This window comes from Variovorax sp. MPBD4-3 (genome assembly GCF_058809745.1).
On sequence record NZ_JBXASW010000004.1, the window covers coordinates 113,386 to 132,583 of the forward strand.

A 19,198-nucleotide genomic window follows, 5' to 3' on the forward strand; every position below is an offset into this window, starting at 1 on the left:
CATGGATGCCGGAGGTTGGCTTTCATACCATGGCTGCCATCACATACCAACAAGAGACTTCCCTCGGCCATGTCCACCCTCGCTTCTCCAGCCAAGCCCGCGTCCGCCGGGCGCTCCGGCTTGCCGCCGCTGCTGTGGCTGTGCCTCGCGGCCACCTGGGTGGTCTGGGGCTCGACCTATCTCGCGATCAAGTACGCGCTCGTGAGCTTTCCGCCGTTCCTGCAGATGGGCTCGCGCTTCCTGTGCGCGGGCGTGCTGCTCATCGTGTGGATGCGCTGGCGCGGGGCGCCGTGGCCGTCGCCGGTGCAATGGCGCAATGCGTTTGTCGTGGGGGCGTTGATGCTGGGCGGCGGCATGGGCGGCACGGCCAGCGCCGAGGTGTCGATCGGCTCTGGGCTGGTCGTCGCGTTCATCGCGGTGATTCCGCTGCTCATCGCGCTGCTCAACCTGATCTGGGGCGTGAGGCCGTCGCGGCTGGAGGCCGCGGGCATTGCGCTCGGGCTCGTCGGCGTGCTGATGCTGACGCAGGGCAGCGGCTTCCGGTCTTCGCCCGAAGGCTTGCTGGCGATCTGCATCGCATGCTGCTGCTGGTCGCTCGGCAGTGTGCTGAGCCAGCGCGGCCTGCCGCTGGCGCCCGGCGCGATGGGCTTCGCGAGCGAGATGCTCTGCGGCGGCGTGGTGCTGATGGGCCTGGCCGGGGTGTCGGGTGAAACGGTGGGCTGGCCGTTGCAGGCCGAGGCGGTGGCGGCGTGGATCTACCTCGTGGTGTTCGGCTCGCTGATCGCCTTCAACGCCTACATGGTGCTGCTCGCGAAGGCCCCGGCCGCGCTGGCGTCCAGCTATACCTTCGTGAACCCGGTGATCGCGATGCTGCTGGGCGTGTGGATCGGCGGCGAGACTGTGACGCGCTTCGAGTGGTACGCGGTGGGCGTGGTGCTGGCGGGCGTGCTGTTGCTGCTCTTCAAGCGCCGGGGCGGCGCCACACGGCAAGGGTAGCGGCCAACAGCCACATGCCGGCCGCACAACCGCGGTTCATTGCCTTGAGGCCGCGCTGCGAGAGAAAGCGTACGGCCTGCGTGCCGGCGCCGGCATAGGCCAGCATCACGCAGGTGTCGAGAGCGACGAAAACGGCGCCCAGCAGCAGGTACTGCGGGCCCTGCGGCTTCGCGATGTCGACGAACTGCGGCAGGAAGGCTGCAAAGAACAGCACCGTCTTCGGATTCGACAGCGCCACCATGAGGCTGCGCAGCAGCGCGACACGGCCCTGCGGACGGACTTCGAGCGGCGACTTGGCCAGCGCGGTGCGCAGGTCGGTGGTTTCGCTGCGCCACAGCTTGACGCCCAGCCACACGAGGTAGGCCACGCCTGCGACACGGATCGCATTGAAGAGCCATTCCGAGGTCGCCAGCAGCGAGCCCAGTCCCAGGGCGACGACTCCGATCAGCGTGATGCTGCCCAGCGATGCACCGGCAATCCCCCAGCTCGCGCGGCGCATGCCGCCCTCGATGCCGTTGGACAGCGCCAGCAGCATCGTCGGCCCCGGAATGAGGGCCAGCGCGAGCGAAGCGACGATGTAGATGAGCAGGGTGTCGAGCGTCATGGTTTGGCGGCTGGTGGGCGTTGTTGCGAGGCGGCGCGGGCACGCGCCAGTGCGGCTTCGACGATGGCGCGCTTGCGTGCACCAGCGTCTTGCGGAGTTTCGGCCTTGGGCGCCGTCTCGGCAAGCCGCGCATCGGTGTTGCGGTGCTTGCCGTGCACTTCGTAGCGGCGCCGTGCGCTCGCGGCCTGCTCGGCAGACCATGCCTGCCAGCCGGTGCGGCCGGGTGTTTCGACCTCGAGCGAGATGCAGTCGACGGGGCAGACCGGAATGCACAGCTCGCAGCCCGTGCAGTGGGCCTCGATCACCGTGTGCATGCGCTTGTTGACGCCGACGATCGCGTCGGTGGGGCAAGCATCGAGGCAGAGCGTGCAGCCGATGCACCAGGCCTCGTCGATGACGGCCATGGCGCGCGGGCCTTCAACGCCGAATTCGGGGTCGAGCGGCAGCGGCGCTCGGCCGGTGAGTCGTGCGAGCCGGCCGATGCCTTCGGCGCCGCCGGGCGGGCACTGGTTGATGCCGGCCTCGCCGTCGGCCACGGCCTGGGCGTAGCTTGCGCAATCCGGGTAGCCGCAACGTGTGCACTGCGTTTGGGGCAGTGCGTCGTTGATGCGTGCGGCGAGCCCCTTCACTGTGGGAATGGCGCGCGCTTCAGCGCGCCGCGCTGGTGCCGGGCTTCTTGCGCGGCGCTGTCTTCTTGGCGGCGACGGCCGTGGCCGTCTTCGCCGGGGTTTTCTTGGCCGCGACCGCTGCGGGAGCCGGGCTTTTGCGCACAGGCTTCACGGTGTCTTCGGCGGCTAGTGCGTCGCGGGCGCTCGCGCGGCGCTGCGGCTGGTCGTTGGCCTCGATGAATTTCTGCATCTTCGGGTAGACCAGTTCGCGCCAGCGGCGGCCGCTGAAGATGCCGTAGTGGCCTGCGCCCTTGACTTCGTAGTGCTCGCGTTTCGCGTCGTCGATGCCGGTGCACAGGCTGTGCGCGGCTTCGGTCTGGCCCGAGCCCGAGATGTCGTCGAGTTCGCCTTCGACGGTGAGCAGGGCCGTGCCGTGGATGTCCTGCGGGCGCACGCGCTCCACCTTGCCGTCGGGGGATTTGACGTCCCAGGTGCCGTTGACCAGGTCGAACTCCTGGAACACGGTGCGGATGGTTTCGAGGTAGTAATCGGCGTCCATGTCGAGCACGGCGTTGTACTCGTCGTAGAACTTGCGGTGGGCCTCGGCGCTGGCGTCGTCGCCCTTGATGAGGTCCTTGAAGTAGTCGTAGTGGCTGCTGGCGTGGCGGTCGGGGTTCATGGCCACGAAGCCCGTGTGCTGCAGGAAGCCGGGATACACGCGGCGGCCTTCACCGGGGAAGCCCTGCGGCACGCGGTAGATCACGTTGTTCTCGAACCACTCGAAGCTCTTGTTCATCGCGAGGTTGTTGACCGCGGTGGGCGACTTGCGCGCGTCGATGGGGCCGCCCATCATCGTCATGGTGAGCGGCAGCGGCTCGCCGCGGCTGGCCATGAGCGACACGGCAGCGAGCACGGGCACGGTGGGCTGGCACACGCTCACCACGTGGCAGTTGCCGTACTCGGCCTGCAGCAGGCGGATGAACTCCTGCACGTAGTTGATGTAGTCATCGAGGTGGAACTCGCCTTCCGACAGCGGCACGAGGCGCGCGTTCTTCCAGTCGGTGATGTAGACCTTGTGGTCCTGCAGCATGGTGCGCACGGTGTCGCGCAGCAGGGTCGCATAGTGGCCCGACAGCGGTGCGACGACCAGCACCACGGGCTGGCTCTTGAGCGTCTTGAGGATGTGCGGCTCGTCAGTGAAGCGCTTGAAGCGGCGCAGCTCGCAGAAGGGCTTGTCGAGCGCAATGGCTTCCTGGATGACGACATCCGCGCCATCGACCTTCACCGACTTGATGTTGAACTCGGGCTTCTCGTAGTCCTTGCCCAGGCGGTAGAGCAGGTCATAGCCCGCGGCCATGCGCTGGGCCATGGGCAGCTGGCCCCATACGGCGCCGGGGCCGTAAAGCTTGGAGGCTGCCTGGGCGAAGTCCGAGAAAGGCTCCATCAAGGAACGCTGGGCTTCGTAAAGTTGATAGAGCATCGCTGATCTTTGAGTGGAATGTTGCGGTGCAATATATCAGCGCATTCGCTGCGTTGCAGGGGGCCTAACCCCTACAACGACCCCGCCGCGAGGGTCCTTTGGCCAAGAAGTGTGAAGGAATCGTCGCTGCAGCGCATTCCCTCACACTTTGCTGTCACTTAGATGACTTTGGCGATCGACGCGCAGACGTAATCGATGTTCTTGCTGTTGAGCGCGGCCACGCACATGCGGCCGGTGTCGGTGCCGTACACGCCGAACTCATTGCGCAGGCGCACCATCTGGTCCTTGGTCAGGCCCGAGTAGCTGAACATGCCGATCTGCGTGGTGATGAAGCTCATGTCTTCCTTCACGCCCGCGGCCTTGAGGCCATCGACCAGCTTCTGGCGCATGGCCTTGATGCGCACGCGCATCTCGCCCAGTTCCTTTTCCCAAAGGGCGCGCAGCTCGGGGTTGCCGAGCACCGCTGCCACCACGGCGCCGCCGTGCGTGGGCGGGTTGCTGTAGTTGGTGCGGATGGCGATCTTGAGCTGCGACAGCACGCGGCCGGCTTCTTCCTTGTTTTCGCACAGCACCGACAGTGCGCCGACGCGCTCGCCGTACAGGCTGAAGCTCTTGGAGAAAGAGGTCGAGACGAAGAAGGTCAGGCCGGCTTCGACGAACTTGGCGACGGCCGCGCCGTCTTCCTTCAGGCCGTAGCCGAAGCCTTGGTAGGCCATGTCGAGGAAGGGCACCAGGCCCTTGGCCTTGACGGCCGCGACGACCTGGTCCCACTGGGCGGCGGTGATGTCGTAGCCGGTGGGGTTGTGGCAGCATGCGTGCAGCACGACGATTGTGCCGGCCGGGGCTGCGTTCAGGGCGGCCAGCATGCCTTCGAAGTTGACGCCGCGCTTGGCCGCGTCGTAGTAGGGGTAGCTTTCGACTTCGAAGCCGGCGTTGGTGAACAGCGCGCGGTGGTTTTCCCAGCTCGGGTCGCTGATCAGCACCTTGGCGGAGGGGCTGAGCTTCTTGAGGAAGTCTGCGCCGACCTTCAGGCCGCCGGTGCCGCCGATGGCCTGGATGGTGGCCACGCGGCCCGAGGTGACGGGCTCGCTGTCGGCGCCGAAGACCAGCGCCTTGACGGCGTTGTCGTACGCCGCGATGCCGTCGATGGGCAGGTAGCCGCGCGCGGTGGGCGCTTTCATCATGTTCTGTTCTGCGGCCTGCACGCACTGGAGCAGGGGCAGCTTGCCGTTGTCGTCGTAATAGACGCCGACGCCGAGGTTGACCTTGTTGGGGTTGGTGTCGGCTGCAAATTGCTCGTTGAGGCCGAGGATCGGGTCGCGCGGTGCCATTTCGACCGCGGTGAACATAGACATGGAAAGGTCCTTTGGGATGAAAGCTTCGCTGCAACCGGACTAGGCTTTATGCTTTCCGGTTGCCTTGAATTTTACCGGCGCGAGCGCCACCTGTCGGGAACAGCCATGCCAGACAACAACGAAGCCATAGCAGACCTGAAGAAAGTGGACCCGATCGGGCCCGCGAAACAGGGTGAATTCATCAGGTACCCGGACTCCCCGTTCGAGCTCTTCCAGCCCTATCCGCCCGCGGGCGACCAGCCCAAGGCCATCGAAGGGCTGGTCGAAGGCGTGATCGACGGCGAAGTGTTCCAGACCCTGCTGGGCGTGACCGGCTCGGGCAAGACCTTCACCATGGCCAACGTGATCGCTCGGCTGGGCCGCCCGGCCATCGTGTTCGCGCCCAACAAGACGCTGGCGGCGCAGCTCTACAGCGAGTTCCGCGAGTTCTTCCCGAAGAACGCCGTCGAGTACTTCGTGAGCTACTACGACTACTACCAGCCCGAGGCCTATGTGCCCCAGCGCGACCTGTTCATCGAGAAGGATTCCTCGATCAACGAGCACATCGAGCAGATGCGGCTGTCGGCCACCAAGAGCGTGCTGGAGCGGCGCGACACGGTCATCGTGGCCACGGTGAGCGCCATCTACGGCATCGGCACGCCCGAGGACTACATGGAGATGCGGCTGATTGCCCGCGTCGGCGACAAGGTCGGGCAGCGTGACCTGATTTCCCGGCTGATCCGCATGCAGTACCTGCGCAACGAGCAGGATTTCGCTCGCGGCACCTTCCGCGTGCGCGGCGACACCATCGACGTGTTTCCGGCGGAGCACAGCGAACTGGCGATCCGTTTCGAACTGTTCGACGACGAAATCGAGTCGCTGCAGCTGTTCGATCCGCTGACCGGGCGCGTCCGGCAGAAGGTGCCGCGCTTCACGGTGTACCCGTCCAGCCATTACGTGACGCCGCGAGACAAGGTCATGGCGGCGGTCGAGACCATCAAGATCGAGCTGAGCGAGCGGCTCAAGGAGCTGGTGAGCGCGGGCAAGCTGGTCGAGGCGCAGCGGCTGGAGCAGCGCACCCGCTTCGACCTCGAGATGCTGGCCGAAATCGGCCACTGCAAGGGCATCGAGAACTACACGCGCCACCTGTCGGGCGCCGCGCCTGGTGATCCGCCGGCCACGCTGACCGACTACCTGCCCAAGGACGCGCTCATGTTCCTCGACGAGAGCCACCAGATGATCGGCCAGCTCGGCGGCATGTACAACGGCGACCGGGCGCGCAAGACCACGCTGGTCGAGTACGGCTTCCGCCTGCCGAGTGCGCTGGACAACCGGCCGCTCAAGCTCGAGGAGTTCGAGACGCGCATGCGCCAGTGCATCTTCGTGTCGGCCACGCCGGCGCAGTACGAGAAGGACCATGCCGGCAACGTGGTCGAACAGCTGGTGCGGCCCACCGGCCTGATCGACCCCGAAGTCGAGGTTCGGCCCGCCACCCACCAGGTGGACGACGTTCTGGGCGAGATCCGCGTGCGCGTGGACAAGAACGAACGCGTGCTCATCACCACGCTGACCAAGCGCATGGCCGAGCAGCTGACCGACTACCTGGGCGACAACGGCGTGAAGGTGCGCTACTTGCACAGCGACGTCGACACGGTCGAGCGGGTGGAGATATTGCGCGACCTGCGCCTGGGCACCTTCGACGTGCTGGTGGGCATCAACCTGCTGCGCGAGGGGCTGGATATTCCGGAGGTTTCGCTGGTGGCGATCCTCGATGCCGACAAGGAAGGCTTCCTGCGCGCCGAGCGCTCGCTGATCCAGACCATCGGCCGGGCGGCGCGCAACCTGAACGGCAAGGCCATTCTTTACGCCGACCGCATGACCGATTCGATGAAGAAGGCCATCGACGAGACCGAGCGCCGCCGCGCCCGGCAGATTGCGCACAACGAGGCGAACGGCATCACGCCGCGCAGCATCGTCAAGCAGGTGCGTGACCTGATCGACGGGGTCTACAGCGAGAAAACGGGCAAGGAAATGGCCAAGCTCGACCTGGAACGCGCCAAGGTCGAGGACATGAGCGAAAAGGACATCGCACGGGAAATCAAGCGGCTGGAAAAGCAGATGCTGGAGCACGCCCGGAACCTCGAATTCGAGAAGGCGGCCCGCGTACGCGACCAGCTGGCGCTGCTGCGCGAACAGGCTTTCGGGGCTGCCGGCGGGGACAACATCGCGCTCTAGCCGCGCTAGTTCAAACGTTCGCGTTCTTCAAGCGGACGGCGCTGGGGTTTACCCGAGCAGAGTTCGGGGGCTTCTGTTATACTTGAGCGAAATACTCAACAACAAGAAAAGAACTTCGCGATGAAGGACCGACTCCTACCGGCTGGTTCACCAGCGCCAGGGGTCGGGCAGGGCGGAGACGAGGTCACCGCAGCCCAGGGCCACGGTGTCATTTCAACGGTAAGCACTTGAAGGAGCTTGCGATGCGTCTCACTACCAAAGGCCGTTTTGCGGTCACGGCAATGATCGATCTGGCGTTGCGTCAGAACACCGGTCCGGTCACGCTGGCCGCAATCAGCCAACGGCAGCAGATTTCGCTGTCCTACCTCGAACAGCTGTTCGGCAAGCTGCGCCGTCATGAACTGGTCGAATCGACCCGCGGCCCCGGTGGCGGTTACAGCCTCGGCCGCAAGGCTGCCGATATCACGGTCGCCGACATCATTGTTTCCGTCGATGAGCCCATCGACGCCACCCAGTGCGGCGGCAAGGAAAACTGCCTGGGCGAAGCCGGCCGCTGCATGACGCACGAGCTCTGGGCCTCGCTGAACCAGCGCATGGTCGAGTTCCTCGACTCCGTCACCTTGCAGAAGCTGGTCGACGACCAGATCGCCAAGGGCGTGCAGATCGAGAACAAGCCCGTCGTCAAGCGCGCCATCTCGGCCCAGCCGGTGGTCAAGCCGATTCGCGTGAATGCGCCGAACTCGGTGTTCGCTCTCGGCAACGCCTTCGCGAAGTCCTGATACCGCTTTCGAGACTTCTGATTTCCGGCGGCGCCTTCGGGCGCCGGCACGAGCAGCAGCCCAGATCTAAAAACAACCCCCACGCCAGCACGAGCCAGCCATGGACGTAACTCCTCATTTCCCGATCTATCTCGATTACGGCGCCACCACGCCGGTCGACCCGCGCGTGGTCGACGCCATGATTCCCTGGTTGCGCGAGCACTTCGGCAACCCGGCATCGCGCAGCCACGCCTGGGGCTGGGAAGCGGAAGAGGCTGTCGAGAAGGCGCGCGGCCAGGTGGCCGAACTGATCAATGCCGATCCGCGCGAAATTGTCTGGACATCGGGTGCCACCGAATCGATCAACCTCGCGCTCAAGGGCGCTGCCCAGTTCTACAAGGGCAAGGGCAAGCACCTGATCACGCTGAAGACCGAGCACAAGGCCGTGCTCGACACCATGCGCGAGCTGGAACGCCAAGGCTTCGAGGTGACCTACCTCGACGTCGAGGAAAACGGCCTCGTCGACCTCGAGAAGTTCAAGGCGGCCATTCGCCCCGACACCATCCTGGCCAGCGTGCTCTTCGTGAACAACGAAATCGGTGTGATCCAGGACGTGGTCGCGCTGGGCAACGCGTGCCGCGAAAAGGGCGTGATCTTCCACGTCGACTCGGCCCAGGCCACCGGCAAGATCGACATCGACATCACGAAGCTGCCCATCGACCTGATGAGCCTGGCTTCGCACAAGACCTACGGCCCGAAGGGCATCGGCGCGCTGTACGTGCGCCGCAAGCCGCGCATCCGCCTCGAAGCGCAGATGCATGGTGGTGGCCATGAGCGCGGCATGCGTTCGGGCACGCTGCCCACGCACCAGATCGTCGGCATGGGCGAGGCCTATCGCATCGCCAAGCTCGAGATGCACAAGGACATCGAACACGCACGCCGCCTGCAGAAGCGTCTGCTCGACGGGCTGAAAGACGTGGAACAGGTGTTCATCAACGGCGACCTCGAACACCGCGTGCCACACAACCTGAACATGAGCTTCAACTACGTCGAAGGCGAGTCGCTGATCATGGGCATCAAGGGCCTGGCGGTGTCGTCGGGCTCGGCCTGCACGTCGGCCAGCCTCGAGCCCAGCTACGTGCTGCGCGCCCTGGGCCGCAGCGACGAACTGGCGCACAGCAGCCTACGCATGACCATCGGCCGTTTCACGACCGAAGAAGAAATCGACTACGCCATCTCGACCATCAAGCACAACGTCGCCAAGCTGCGCGAGCTGAGCCCCCTGTGGGAGATGTTCCAGGACGGCGTCGACATCAGCACGATCCAGTGGTCGGCCCACTGACGCAGGCCCGCACCAGGCTCCACGATTGAACAAAGTTTGAGAGGTACACCATGGCATATTCTTCCAAGGTCATCGACCACTACGAAAATCCCCGCAACGTCGGCTCCTTCGAAAAGGGCGACGACTCGGTAGGCACCGGCATGGTCGGCGCACCGGCCTGCGGCGACGTGATGAAGCTGCAGATCAAGGTCAACCCGGAAACCGGCGTGATCGAAGACGCCCGCTTCAAGACCTATGGCTGCGGCTCGGCCATCGCCTCGTCGTCGCTCGTGACCGAATGGGTCAAGGGCAAGACGCTCGACGAAGCGGCTGCGCTCAAGAACGCGCAGATCGCCGAAGAACTGGCGTTGCCGCCCGTGAAGATCCACTGCTCCATCCTGGCCGAAGACGCGATCAAGGCCGCCGTGAGCGACTACAAGGCCAAGCACGGCGTCAAGACCGAATCCGCTGCTGCCGAAGCTGTCCACTGACATGGCCGTCACGCTGACCGAAGCCGCTGCGCGACACGTCACCCGCTACCTCGGCAAACGGGGCAAGGGCGTGGGTGTGCGGCTGGGCGTGAAGACCACGGGTTGCTCAGGCCTGGCCTACAAGCTCGAGTACGTGGACGAACTGGCGCCTGAAGACGTGGTGTTCGAAGACCACGGCGTGAAGGTGCTGGTCGACCCGAAGAGCCTGGCCTACATCGACGGCACGCAACTCGACTTCGTGCGCGAAGGCCTGAACGAGGGCTTCAAGTTCATCAACCCCAACGAACGCGACCGCTGCGGTTGTGGGGAAAGTTTTCGCATCTGATGCGCCGTCGCTGACTGCGACCATAGCCGCCACCATGTCATGTGCTGGCGGTTTTTTCTTGCCATGAACCTGAACGACACCGACTTTCAACTGTTCGCCGTCCCGGCGACTTTTGCGCAGGACCGCGCCGTGCTCGACGCGCGCTGGAAAGAGCTGCAGCGCGAAGCCCACCCGGACCGCTTTGCCGCACAGGGCGCTGCGGCGCAGCGCGTGGCCATGCAGTGGTCGGTGCGCATCAACGAGGCCTACCAGCGCCTGAAGGACCCGATCCGCCGCGCCAGCTACATCTGCGAGATGCACGGCGCACCGCTGAACGCCGAGAACAACACGGCGATGCCTGCGGAGTTCCTCATGCAGCAGATGGAGTGGCGCGAGGCGCTCGACGATGTCGAAAGCATCGCTTCGCTCGAGAAGCTCCAGGCGGAGGTCGAGGCCGGCCGCGCGCGCGCGCTGTCGTCGCTCGACTGGCTGATCGACGAGAAGGGCGACTACCCCGCCGCCGCGCAGCAGGTGAGAGCCCTCATGTTCATTGAGCGCTTCGGACAGGACGTCGAAGCCAAGTTCGATCAGTTGGGACAATAGAAGACATGAACCCCCACGCTCATCACTTCGTGTATTCGCTGCCCCCCATGGGGGCGCAGGCCTCCCTTGGGGCGGCCCGGCAGGAGGCCTGATGGCTCTTCTTCAGATTTCCGAACCCGGCCAGGCGCCCGATCCGCATCAGCGCCGCATTGCCGTGGGCATCGACCTGGGCACGACGCATTCGCTTGTGGCTTCGGTGCGCAACGGCGTGGCCGAATGCCTGCCCGACGACCAGGGACGCGTGCTGCTGCCCTCGGCCGTGCGCTACCTCGAAGGCGACCGCCGCCAGATCGGCTTCGATGCCGTGGCCGCGCGCGCGCAGGACCCCGCCAACACCATCACTTCCGTGAAGCGGCTCATGGGCCGCGGCCTGGCCGACATCGCGAACCGCGATGCGATGTCGTACCGCATCGGCAGCGGCGATGGTGGCATGGTGAAGGTGCAGACGCTGGCGGGCGAGAAGTCGCCGGTCGAGATCAGCGCCGAGATCCTGGCCACGCTGCGCTACCGTGCACAGGACACCTTCGACGACGACGAACTGTATGGCGCCGTCATCACCGTGCCCGCGTACTTCGACGAAGGCCAGCGCCAGGCGACCAAGGATGCCGCGCAACTCGCCGGCCTGAACGTGCTGCGCCTGATCAGCGAGCCCACGGCCGCGGCCATCGCCTACGGGCTCGACAACGCGAGCGAAGGCGTCTACGCGGTCTACGACCTGGGCGGCGGCACTTTCGACATCTCGATCCTGCGGCTCACGCAGGGCGTGTTCGAAGTGATTGCCACGGGTGGCGACTCGGCCCTCGGCGGCGACGACTACGACCATGCGCTGGCCGATTTCGTGCTCGCGCAGACCGGCCTGCAAGCCGTCAGCGACGCCGACAAGGCCGCATTGCTCGTGGCCGCGCGGGCAGCGAAAGAGGCACTGACCGATTCGCCGTCGACCATCTTCAAGGCCGATGTCGCAGGCAACACCATCTCCTTCGATTTGTCTCGCGAGCAGTTCTACGCCGCCACGCAGCCACTCACCGACCGCACCATCGCAGCCGTCCGCAAGGCTCTGCGCGACGCGAAACTGAAACCTGAAGCGCTGCAGGGCATCGTGCTCGTCGGCGGCTCGACCCGCATGCCGCAGGTGCGCCGCGCCGTCGCCGATTTCTTCGGCCGCGAACCGCTGGTCAACCTGAACCCCGACGAAGTCGTGGCCCTCGGTGCCGCCATCCAGGCGAACCAGCTGGCGGGCAACAACGGCGCGGGCGAATTGCTGCTGCTCGACGTGATCCCGCTGTCGCTCGGCATCGAGACCATGGGTGGCCTGGTCGAGCGCATCGTGCCGCGCAACCAGACCATTCCCACCGCGATGGCGCAGGACTTCACCACCTACCAGGACGGCCAGACCGCACTGGCGCTGCACGTGGTGCAGGGCGAGCGCGACCTCGTCTCCGACTGCCGCAGCCTCGCGCGCTTCACGCTGCGCGGCATTCCGCCGATGGCCGCTGGCGCCGCGCGCATCCGCGTGACCTTCACCGTCGATGCCGACGGCCTGCTGAGCGTGAGCGCAAAAGAGCAGGGTAGCGGCGTCGAGGCCAGCGTGGCGGTCAAGCCGTCTTACGGCCTGTCGGACGACCAGATCGCGACGATGCTGCAGGAAAGCTTCTCCACCGCGCAGCAGGACATGCAGGCCCGTGCGCTGGTCGAGGCACGCGTCGATGCCGACCGCATGCTGCTTGCCACGCAGAGCGCGCTCGATGCCGATGGCGACCTGCTGAACGGCGAGGAGCGCGCGGTCATCGATGCTTCGATGCTGCAATTGCGCGAAGCCGCCAGGAGCAGCAACGACGCCGCCGCCATCGAGGCCGCCACAAAGAAGTTGGCCGACGACACCGAAGCCTTTGCCGCACAGCGCATGAACGCGGGCATTGCGCGCGCACTTGCCGGCCGCAAGGTCGAATCTCTCTAGAACAAAAACATGCCCACGATCAAGATCTATCCGCATCCCGAGTACTGCCCGCAAGGCGCCGAAATCACCGCGCCAGCCGGCACCTCGATCTGCGAAGCGCTGCTCGACAACGACATCAATATCGAGCACGCCTGCGAGATGAGCTGCGCCTGCACCACCTGCCACGTCATCGTGCGCGGGGGCTTCAACTCGCTGAACGAAGCGGAAGAGGGCGAGGAAGACCTGCTCGACCGCGCCTGGGGCCTGGAGCCGCAATCGCGGCTGAGTTGCCAATCGATCCTGGCGCAGGAAAATGTGACCATCGAGATTCCGAAGTACTCGATCAACCACGCCAAGGAAAACCACTAATGAGTCGCTTGATCGTCCTCGATACCGAAACCACCGGGCTCTCTGCAGAGAACGGTGACCGCATCATCGAGCTCGGCTGCGTGGAGCTGTTCAACCGCAAGCTCACCGGCAACGACCTGCACATCTATTTCAACCCGGAGCGCGAGAGCCACGAAGACGCGTTGAAGGTCCACGGCCTGACGACCGATTTCCTTCGCGACAAGCCGAAGTTCGCCACGCTGGCCAACGACATCGTCGAGTACCTGCGCGATGCCGAATTGATCATTCACAACGCGGCCTTCGACGTCGGCTTCCTCAACAAGGAGTTCGAGCGCGCCGGCTTTCCTCCGCTGCGCACCTTCGTCGCGGAAGTGACCGACACGCTGGCCATGGCCAAGCAGGTGTATCCGGGCAAGCGCAACTCGCTCGATGCGCTGTGCGACCGCTTCGGTGTCGACCGTTCGAACCGCACCTTCCACGGCGCCAAGCTCGACGCGCAGCTGCTGGCCGACGTCTACATCAACCTCACGCGCGGACAGGATGCGCTGCTCATCGACGTGGCCTCCAACGAGCCCGAGGTCGGCACCAAGGTCGTGGCCATGGACCTGAGCCAGTTCGAGTTGCCGGTGATCCTGGCAGCTGAACATGAGCTCGCCGCGCACGAGGGCGTGTTGGCCCAGCTCGACAAATCTTCTGGTGGTCGCACGCTGTTTCGTCAAAACGAAGAAAAAGCTGTGGCATAATCTGAGGCTTCGCTGAACGCGATACGTAATTCGAAGCAACGCAAACAATGCGCTGCTTTGGGCGGTTAGCTCAGGGGTAGAGCACAGCATTCACACTGCTGGGGTCGGAGGTTCGAAGCCTCCACCGCCCACCATCATCAAAAAGCGACCTGGATTTCCAGGTCGCTTTTTTGTTTTGCGCGCCAGTTTGTTTTTTACGGCTTCGCGCCGAACAGATCGGCGCAGCTGTCGCATGCGAAATAGAGCCTCTGCCCGCCGCACTGCACCGACCCCGTGGCTCCCGCGCGGATCTGCCATTCGCACGACCTGCCTGAAGCGACGAGCGCTGCTGTCGGTTCGCACCGACGGCAAGTGCAGCCGCATGATGGCGCGCCTTTGCCGGCGCCGGCATGGAAATGTCGGAAAAGGAGCAAGACCATGGCCACTCATCCAGATCTTCCGACCCCCGTCACGCCGGACCTGCCCGTGGAGCCCGACGAGGGCCCGAGCACGCCACCAGACGAACCCACGGACCCGGTACCCCCACCTCAGTGAATTGAGCCTGCGCACCTGCCGTGCGGGCCGCGATAAGCTCGCACGATGGAAGAAATCGATTGCGCCGTCATTGGCGGTGGAGTGGTGGGCCTGGCCGTGGCGCGTGCGTTGGCCCTCGAAGGCCGGGAGGTGTTGGTGCTCGAATCCGAAGGCGCCATTGGCACCGGCACCAGTTCGCGCAACAGCGAGGTGATCCATGCGGGCATCTATTACCCGCAGGGTTCACTGAAGGCGCGGCTTTGCGTGGAAGGCAAGCAACTGCTCTACGCCTACGCCGAGGCGCGCGGCGTGCCGCATCGGCGCTGCGGCAAGCTGATCGTTGCCACGTCGCCCGAGCAGGCGGGGCAGCTCGATGCGATCCGGGCCAAGGCGGCGGCCAACGGCGTCGACGACCTGGAACTGCTCTCTGAACAGCAGGCCAAAGCCCTGGAGCCGCAGTTGCAGTGCGTTGCGGCGCTGCATTCGCCCAGCACCGGCATCGTCGACAGCCATGCGCTGATGCTGAGCCTGCTCGGCGACCTCGAGAACGCAGGCGGCATGCTCGCGCTGAAATCGCCTGTATCGCGCGCCGAATGCGGTGCCGACGGCATCGTGCTGATCGCGCAGGACGGTACGGCGTTGCGTTGCCGAACGGTGGTCAACGCCGCGGGGCTCGGCGCGCCGGCGCTGGCCCGCCGCTTCGAGGGTTTGCCTGCTGCGGCCGTGCCTAGAGAGCATTTCGCCAAGGGCAACTACTTCACCCTGTCGGGTCGGGCGCCTTTCGGACGGCTCGTCTATCCGGTTCCCGAGCCGGGCGGCCTGGGCGTGCACCTGACGATCGACCTCGGCGGCCAGGCCAAGTTCGGCCCCGACGTGCAGTGGGTTTCCTCGGCCGACGACCTCGTGGTGGACCCCGCGCGCGGCGACGGCTTCTATGCCGAGGTGCGCAAGTACTGGCCCGCGTTGCCCGACGGCGCGCTGATTCCCGGCTATGCCGGCATGCGGCCCAAGATCTCGGGGCCCGGCGAGCCCGCCGCGGACTTCATGATCGACGGACCGGCGTCGCACGGCGTGGCGGGGCTGGTCAATCTGTTAGGCATCGAGTCGCCGGGGCTCACGAGCAGCCTGGCGATCGGGGCGCACGTCGCCCGCCTGCTGGCCGGTATGGAAGGCTGAGCGAGGAGCGAAGGGCACATGTACGCACATCTGTCGCGCATGAGGGTCTTTTGTGCCTGTAACATGACAGTACGCCATTTGCTGGCGTGAAGCCGCCGGCGCGGTGCCGGTGTCATCACGGAGGAAAGATTCCAATGAGTGCATCCCAAAATCTTGAAGCAGCAGCCGAAGACATCGCGAGCGACGTGCGCGGCGTGCTGGCGAGCAAGGACCTGGATTCGGTTCCCCACATCAAGGCGCTGCGCCAGCGCATCGACACCAAGCTTGCCATTGCGCGCGAGCTCGCATCCGAGAAAAGCAAGCTCGCCGCCAAGAAGGCCCGCGAGGCAGCCACTTCCGCCAACGCCTACGCTCACGACGAACCATGGCAGATCGCCGGTGCCGCACTGGCCGTCGGCGTGCTGGTGGGCCTGCTGCTTGGCCGCCGCTGACCGGCAGCCGCACCGCAGCACCGTTCACCCGGGCATGACAGGAGGTAGCCCATGAGGCTGCTTTCCCTGTTCGGCCTGGACGCCCGCGTCCGCCGGCTGCGTATCGCCGCCGCCGAAGGCGCCCTGGCGGCCGAAGACCGGGTGCAACTGCTGCGCATGGCCTGGGATGACGAGAAGCAGCGCCTGAAGCTGATGCTCGTGTTCGGGCTGGCCGTGCTGGGGCTGACCACCGTCACCGTGGCGCTGGTGTCCGTGGCGGTGGTGGTTCATTTCTGGGAGACGCCGTACCGCATCACGGCCGCGTGGTCGGTGGCGGGCGTGTGGATCGTGCTGTGGCTGGTGGCCGCCATCGGCCTGCTGCAGACCCTGCGCAATGCGTCCAACGGCTTCGCGCCGGCGCGCCAGGAGTTCGAGCGCGACTGGGCATGGGTTCAGGACCGTTTCGGCCTCGGCAAGGACCCGGACCAGCCCGACGACGAACCCCGTCCCCCGAGGCCCGCCACGCGCGAGGAACTGCTGGCGCGCATGGACCGCCAGCGCCAGCGCATCGCAACGCTGCAGGGCGGACGCGAGCCGCAGTTCGCTCACGACGACGCGGCCAAGGCGGAGCAGGCGCCTCCGCCCGACGAGTCCGCTGCCGCTGCTGCATTGCGCATTGCGCGGGCGCACCCTGTGGCCGCCGGCGTCGCCGCTGCCGCGGCCGTGGTGGTGATCCGGCCGCGGCGTCTGCTGCGCTGGGCCGCGTTCATTGCGCCAGTGCTCTGGCGCATGCGCTGAAGAGAGCCGAAAAAGACTCAGGCCTTGCTGCGATCCCGCAGCAGCGCCTGGGCCGCTTCGCGGACCAGTCCGGGGCCGCGATAGATCAACCCGGTGTAGATCTGCACCACGTCGGCACCGGCGGCGATCTTGGCCTTGGCATCGGCCCCGCTCAGGATGCCGCCCACCCCGATGATCGGAAAACCCGCGCCCAGCGCCGCGCGCAGTTGCGCGATCACGCGGTTGCTGGCTTCCCGCACCGGTGCGCCTGAAAGTCCGCCCGCTTCCTCCGCATGCGGCAGGCCCTTCACCGCGTCGCGTGCCAGCGTGGTGTTGGTGGCGATCACGCCGTCCATGCCGTGGCGCTTCAGGGTGGCGGCAATGACCGCGACCTGGGTTTCGTCGAGGTCCGGAGCGATCTTCACGAACAGCGGCGCGCGCTTGGCATGGCGCGTGGCCAGCGTCTCGCGCCGCTCGGCCACGGCGCCGAGCAGGGCGTCGAGCGCCTCGTCGCTCTGCAGCGAGCGCAGGTTCGCGGTATTGGGGCTGGAGATGTTGATCGTCACGTAGTCGGCATGCGGGTACACGCCGTCGAGGCAGGCGAGGTAGTCGTCCACCGCGCGCTCGATCGGCGTGGCGGCGTTCTTGCCGATGTTCAGGCCGAGCAGCATCGGCGGCCTGGCCGCGCCGCCCGCCTTGCGGAAACGCGCCTTCTGCACGTTCGCAAGGAATGCCTCCAGCCCTTCGTTGTTGAAACCCAGCCGGTTGATCAGCGCGTCGCGCTGCGGCAGGCGGAACATGCGGGGCTTGGGGTTGCCCGGCTGGCCCTTCGGCGTGACCGTGCCCACTTCGACAAATCCGAAGCCCATGGCCGCGAAGGCATCGATGCAGCGCGCGTTCTTGTCGAGCCCGGCGGCCAGGCCCACGCGGTTCGGAAAGCTCAACCCCGCAAGCTGGATGGGATCACTGACACGCGGTGCCGAATAGGCGCAGGCCAGGGGCGTGTTCTGGGTGCGCGCGAGTCCGTCGAGGGTCAGTTCATGGGCGTGCTCGGGGTCGAAGCCGAACAGGAAAGGGCGGGCCAGGCCGTAGAGCGAAGAGGGCAGCAGCAGGGGCATCGGATAATTCTCGACTTCAATGAGCCAAGGATTCTCCGCGATGACCGCACCCGCCTCCCCAACCCCTGTTTCCGGCACCCTGTCCCAGGACGAACTCAAGGCCCTGGTCGGCCACGCCGCGCTGGCCTACGTGGTCAAGGGCGAGATCGTCGGCGTCGGCACCGGCTCCACGGTGAACAAGTTCATCGACGCGCTGGCCACCATCAAGGACCAGATCAAGGGCGCCGTCTCCAGCTCGGTGGCCTCCACCGAGCGCCTGCGGGCACTGGGTATTCCGGTGTTCGACAGCAACGAGGTGGAGGAGCTGGCCGTCTACATCGATGGCGCCGACGAAATCGACCACCGCGGGTTCATGGTGAAGGGTGGCGGCGCGGCACTCACGCGCGAAAAGATCGTCGCGGCCCAGTCGCGCAAGTTCATCTGCATCGCCGATGCGTCCAAGCTGGTGGAAACGCTGGGCGCCTTCCCGCTGCCGGTGGAAGTGATTCCGATGGCCGCTCGCCGCGTGATGCGCCAGTTCGCGGCCATGGGCGGCATCGCCCAGGTGCGCGAGAAGGACGGCCTGCCGCTGGTCACGGACAACGGGCAGCACATCGTCGACGTGACCGGCCTGCGCATCGCCGATCCGCTGGCTTTCGAGTCCGAGGTGAGCCAGTGGCCGGGCGTGGTGACCGTGGGCGTCTTCGCCCATCAGAAGGCCGACGTGTGCCTGCTTGGCACCGCCACGGGCGTGAAGACGATGACCTTCGCCTGAGGCGGCAACGCCCCAGGTTCAGAATCAGAACTTGATGCCTGCCGGGTTGCTCGGCCCCGGCTCGCTCGATGCGGGCGGTGGCGAAGCCGGTTGCGCGGCGGGTGCCGGAGCCTGGGGGCGAGCGGCGGGCGCCGCCTGCTGTGCGACCAGCGGCCGTGCCGGGCCGTTGCGGTAGCCGGCGGGAAGGCTGTTGCTCTTGGGGTAGCCAGCCGCGTCGAGGTACTGCGACCATTCGACGTCGGAGAAACCCTTCAGCTGCTGCGATCCGATGGTCAGCAGCGGCAGCGAACTCTGGCCGCTCAGGCGCTGCAGCGCCTCGATTTCCGCGTTGCTCTTGACTGTGCGCTCGTCGAACGGGATGCCGCGCGTCGTGAGCAGGGAGCGAGCGGCGCCGCATGGCGCGCACTCTTCGCCGCTGTACAACGTGACCGGGTAGCGCTGTGCCACTTGCCGCAGCTCGTAAGGCAGCCCCGCGTTGGGCGGCGTGCTGACGCCGCCTTGCGCCCCCGATGCCGCCCCCGTGTCGGCAGTCGGTGCGCGGTCCGAAAAAGTGACCTTGCCGTTCTTGTCCACCTGGCGGTAGACGTTCTGCGCCGTGGCACTGGCGGCCGCGAACACGAGGGCCAGGCCGATCAGGCGATGCAGTGAGAATTTGTAAGGGGTCGGATGCATCGCCCGAGTATCGCAAG

Annotated in this window: 21 protein-coding genes and 1 tRNA gene; 16 read left to right on the plus strand and 6 right to left on the minus strand. The window is 65.9% G+C overall.

The features are described 5' to 3' along the window. Positions 1 to 69: 69 nt before the first annotated feature. Positions 70 to 996: an EamA family transporter gene (locus AC1RVW_RS03620; protein ID WP_493198076.1), complete on the plus strand. Its 927-nt coding sequence runs from the start codon at positions 70 to 72 to the stop codon at positions 994 to 996. Here the strand turns inward: AC1RVW_RS03620 and AC1RVW_RS03625 are convergent. The 4 genes from AC1RVW_RS03625 to AC1RVW_RS03640 all read right to left on the minus strand — a co-directional run bounded on the left by AC1RVW_RS03625 (position 962) and on the right by AC1RVW_RS03640 (position 5,043). Continuing rightward, positions 962 to 1,600 carry a LysE family translocator gene (locus AC1RVW_RS03625; RefSeq protein WP_493198078.1) on the minus strand — a complete coding sequence of 213 codons (639 nt, stop codon included), beginning with the start codon at positions 1,598 to 1,600 and terminating at the stop codon, positions 962 to 964. The two genes, AC1RVW_RS03620 and AC1RVW_RS03625, sit on opposite strands and share 35 nt — an antisense overlap. Beyond that, positions 1,597 to 2,229 (minus strand): RnfABCDGE type electron transport complex subunit B, encoded by a 633-nt coding sequence (locus AC1RVW_RS03630; RefSeq protein ID WP_493198080.1) that lies wholly within the window; start codon positions 2,227 to 2,229, stop codon positions 1,597 to 1,599. The genes AC1RVW_RS03625 and AC1RVW_RS03630 overlap by 4 nt, the downstream gene beginning before the upstream one ends. 19 nt (positions 2,230 to 2,248) lie before the next feature. Then, positions 2,249 to 3,688: a polyhydroxyalkanoate depolymerase gene (locus AC1RVW_RS03635; RefSeq protein ID WP_493198082.1), complete on the minus strand. Its 1,440-nt coding sequence runs from the start codon at positions 3,686 to 3,688 to the stop codon at positions 2,249 to 2,251. Positions 3,689 to 3,846: 158 nt separating this feature from the next. Beyond that, complete coding sequence (locus tag AC1RVW_RS03640; protein ID WP_081268997.1) at positions 3,847 to 5,043, minus strand: amino acid aminotransferase; 1,197 nt, start codon at positions 5,041 to 5,043, stop codon at positions 3,847 to 3,849. A gap of 105 nt (positions 5,044 to 5,148) precedes the next feature. Here AC1RVW_RS03640 and uvrB point away from each other — a divergent pair, with 105 nt between their 5' ends. The 14 genes from uvrB to AC1RVW_RS03710 all read left to right on the plus strand — a co-directional run bounded on the left by uvrB (position 5,149) and on the right by AC1RVW_RS03710 (position 16,658). Continuing rightward, positions 5,149 to 7,257 (plus strand): excinuclease ABC subunit UvrB, encoded by a 2,109-nt coding sequence (gene uvrB / locus AC1RVW_RS03645; RefSeq protein ID WP_106934213.1) that lies wholly within the window; start codon positions 5,149 to 5,151, stop codon positions 7,255 to 7,257. A gap of 242 nt (positions 7,258 to 7,499) precedes the next feature. Beyond that, positions 7,500 to 8,036: a Fe-S cluster assembly transcriptional regulator IscR gene (gene iscR / locus AC1RVW_RS03650; protein ID WP_007828186.1), complete on the plus strand. Its 537-nt coding sequence runs from the start codon at positions 7,500 to 7,502 to the stop codon at positions 8,034 to 8,036. Between the two features lie 100 nt (positions 8,037 to 8,136). Next, entirely contained in the window at positions 8,137 to 9,357 is a 1,221-nt protein-coding gene (locus AC1RVW_RS03655) for an IscS subfamily cysteine desulfurase (protein WP_081268995.1), read from the plus strand. A 50-nt stretch (positions 9,358 to 9,407) separates the two neighbouring features. Then, the gene (iscU, locus tag AC1RVW_RS03660) at positions 9,408 to 9,827 is read left to right on the plus strand and encodes a Fe-S cluster assembly scaffold IscU (protein ID WP_081268994.1); all 420 of its coding nucleotides are present in this window, start codon (positions 9,408 to 9,410) and stop codon (positions 9,825 to 9,827) included. Between the two features lies 1 nt (position 9,828). Then, positions 9,829 to 10,152, plus strand: coding sequence for an iron-sulfur cluster assembly protein IscA (iscA, locus tag AC1RVW_RS03665; protein ID WP_081268993.1), 324 nt, complete (start codon positions 9,829 to 9,831; stop codon positions 10,150 to 10,152). A gap of 63 nt (positions 10,153 to 10,215) precedes the next feature. Continuing rightward, a complete protein-coding gene (hscB, locus tag AC1RVW_RS03670) occupies positions 10,216 to 10,734 on the plus strand; it encodes a Fe-S protein assembly co-chaperone HscB (protein ID WP_285411007.1) in 519 nt (172 codons plus the stop codon). 91 nt (positions 10,735 to 10,825) lie between these two features. Next, on the plus strand, positions 10,826 to 12,691 hold the full coding sequence (gene hscA / locus AC1RVW_RS03675) for a Fe-S protein assembly chaperone HscA (protein WP_493198085.1): 1,866 nt from the start codon (positions 10,826 to 10,828) through the stop codon (positions 12,689 to 12,691). Positions 12,692 to 12,700: 9 nt separating this feature from the next. Further along, the gene (fdx, locus tag AC1RVW_RS03680) at positions 12,701 to 13,039 is read left to right on the plus strand and encodes an ISC system 2Fe-2S type ferredoxin (RefSeq protein ID WP_285411004.1); all 339 of its coding nucleotides are present in this window, start codon (positions 12,701 to 12,703) and stop codon (positions 13,037 to 13,039) included. Then, positions 13,039 to 13,761: a DNA polymerase III subunit epsilon gene (dnaQ, locus tag AC1RVW_RS03685; RefSeq protein WP_106934217.1), complete on the plus strand. Its 723-nt coding sequence runs from the start codon at positions 13,039 to 13,041 to the stop codon at positions 13,759 to 13,761. Before fdx ends, dnaQ begins: the two co-directional genes overlap by 1 nt. Before the next feature lie 59 nt (positions 13,762 to 13,820). Further along, a tRNA-Val gene (locus tag AC1RVW_RS03690) sits at positions 13,821 to 13,895 on the plus strand. A 283-nt stretch (positions 13,896 to 14,178) separates the two neighbouring features. Further along, positions 14,179 to 14,295: a stereocilin gene (locus tag AC1RVW_RS03695; protein ID WP_106934218.1), complete on the plus strand. Its 117-nt coding sequence runs from the start codon at positions 14,179 to 14,181 to the stop codon at positions 14,293 to 14,295. A 45-nt stretch (positions 14,296 to 14,340) separates the two neighbouring features. Then, positions 14,341 to 15,450, plus strand: a complete 1,110-nt coding sequence (locus tag AC1RVW_RS03700; RefSeq protein WP_493198088.1) for an NAD(P)/FAD-dependent oxidoreductase — start codon at positions 14,341 to 14,343, stop codon at positions 15,448 to 15,450. Positions 15,451 to 15,584: 134 nt separating this feature from the next. Next, the gene (locus AC1RVW_RS03705) at positions 15,585 to 15,881 is read left to right on the plus strand and encodes a glycine zipper domain-containing protein (protein ID WP_081268986.1); all 297 of its coding nucleotides are present in this window, start codon (positions 15,585 to 15,587) and stop codon (positions 15,879 to 15,881) included. A 51-nt stretch (positions 15,882 to 15,932) separates the two neighbouring features. Then, positions 15,933 to 16,658, plus strand: a complete 726-nt coding sequence (locus AC1RVW_RS03710; protein WP_493198090.1) for a phage holin family protein — start codon at positions 15,933 to 15,935, stop codon at positions 16,656 to 16,658. Between the two features lie 17 nt (positions 16,659 to 16,675). On the opposite strand, the gene AC1RVW_RS03715 is transcribed toward AC1RVW_RS03710, so the two are convergent. Further along, positions 16,676 to 17,755, minus strand: coding sequence for a quinone-dependent dihydroorotate dehydrogenase (locus AC1RVW_RS03715; protein ID WP_493198092.1), 1,080 nt, complete (start codon positions 17,753 to 17,755; stop codon positions 16,676 to 16,678). A 40-nt stretch (positions 17,756 to 17,795) separates the two neighbouring features. On the opposite strand from AC1RVW_RS03715, the gene rpiA reads away from it, so the two are divergent. Beyond that, on the plus strand, positions 17,796 to 18,509 hold the full coding sequence (rpiA, locus tag AC1RVW_RS03720) for a ribose-5-phosphate isomerase RpiA (RefSeq protein ID WP_106934222.1): 714 nt from the start codon (positions 17,796 to 17,798) through the stop codon (positions 18,507 to 18,509). Between the two features lie 24 nt (positions 18,510 to 18,533). On the opposite strand, the gene AC1RVW_RS03725 is transcribed toward rpiA, so the two are convergent. Beyond that, on the minus strand, positions 18,534 to 19,181 hold the full coding sequence (locus AC1RVW_RS03725) for a glutaredoxin family protein (protein ID WP_493198094.1): 648 nt from the start codon (positions 19,179 to 19,181) through the stop codon (positions 18,534 to 18,536). Between the last annotated feature and the right edge of the window lie 17 nt (positions 19,182 to 19,198).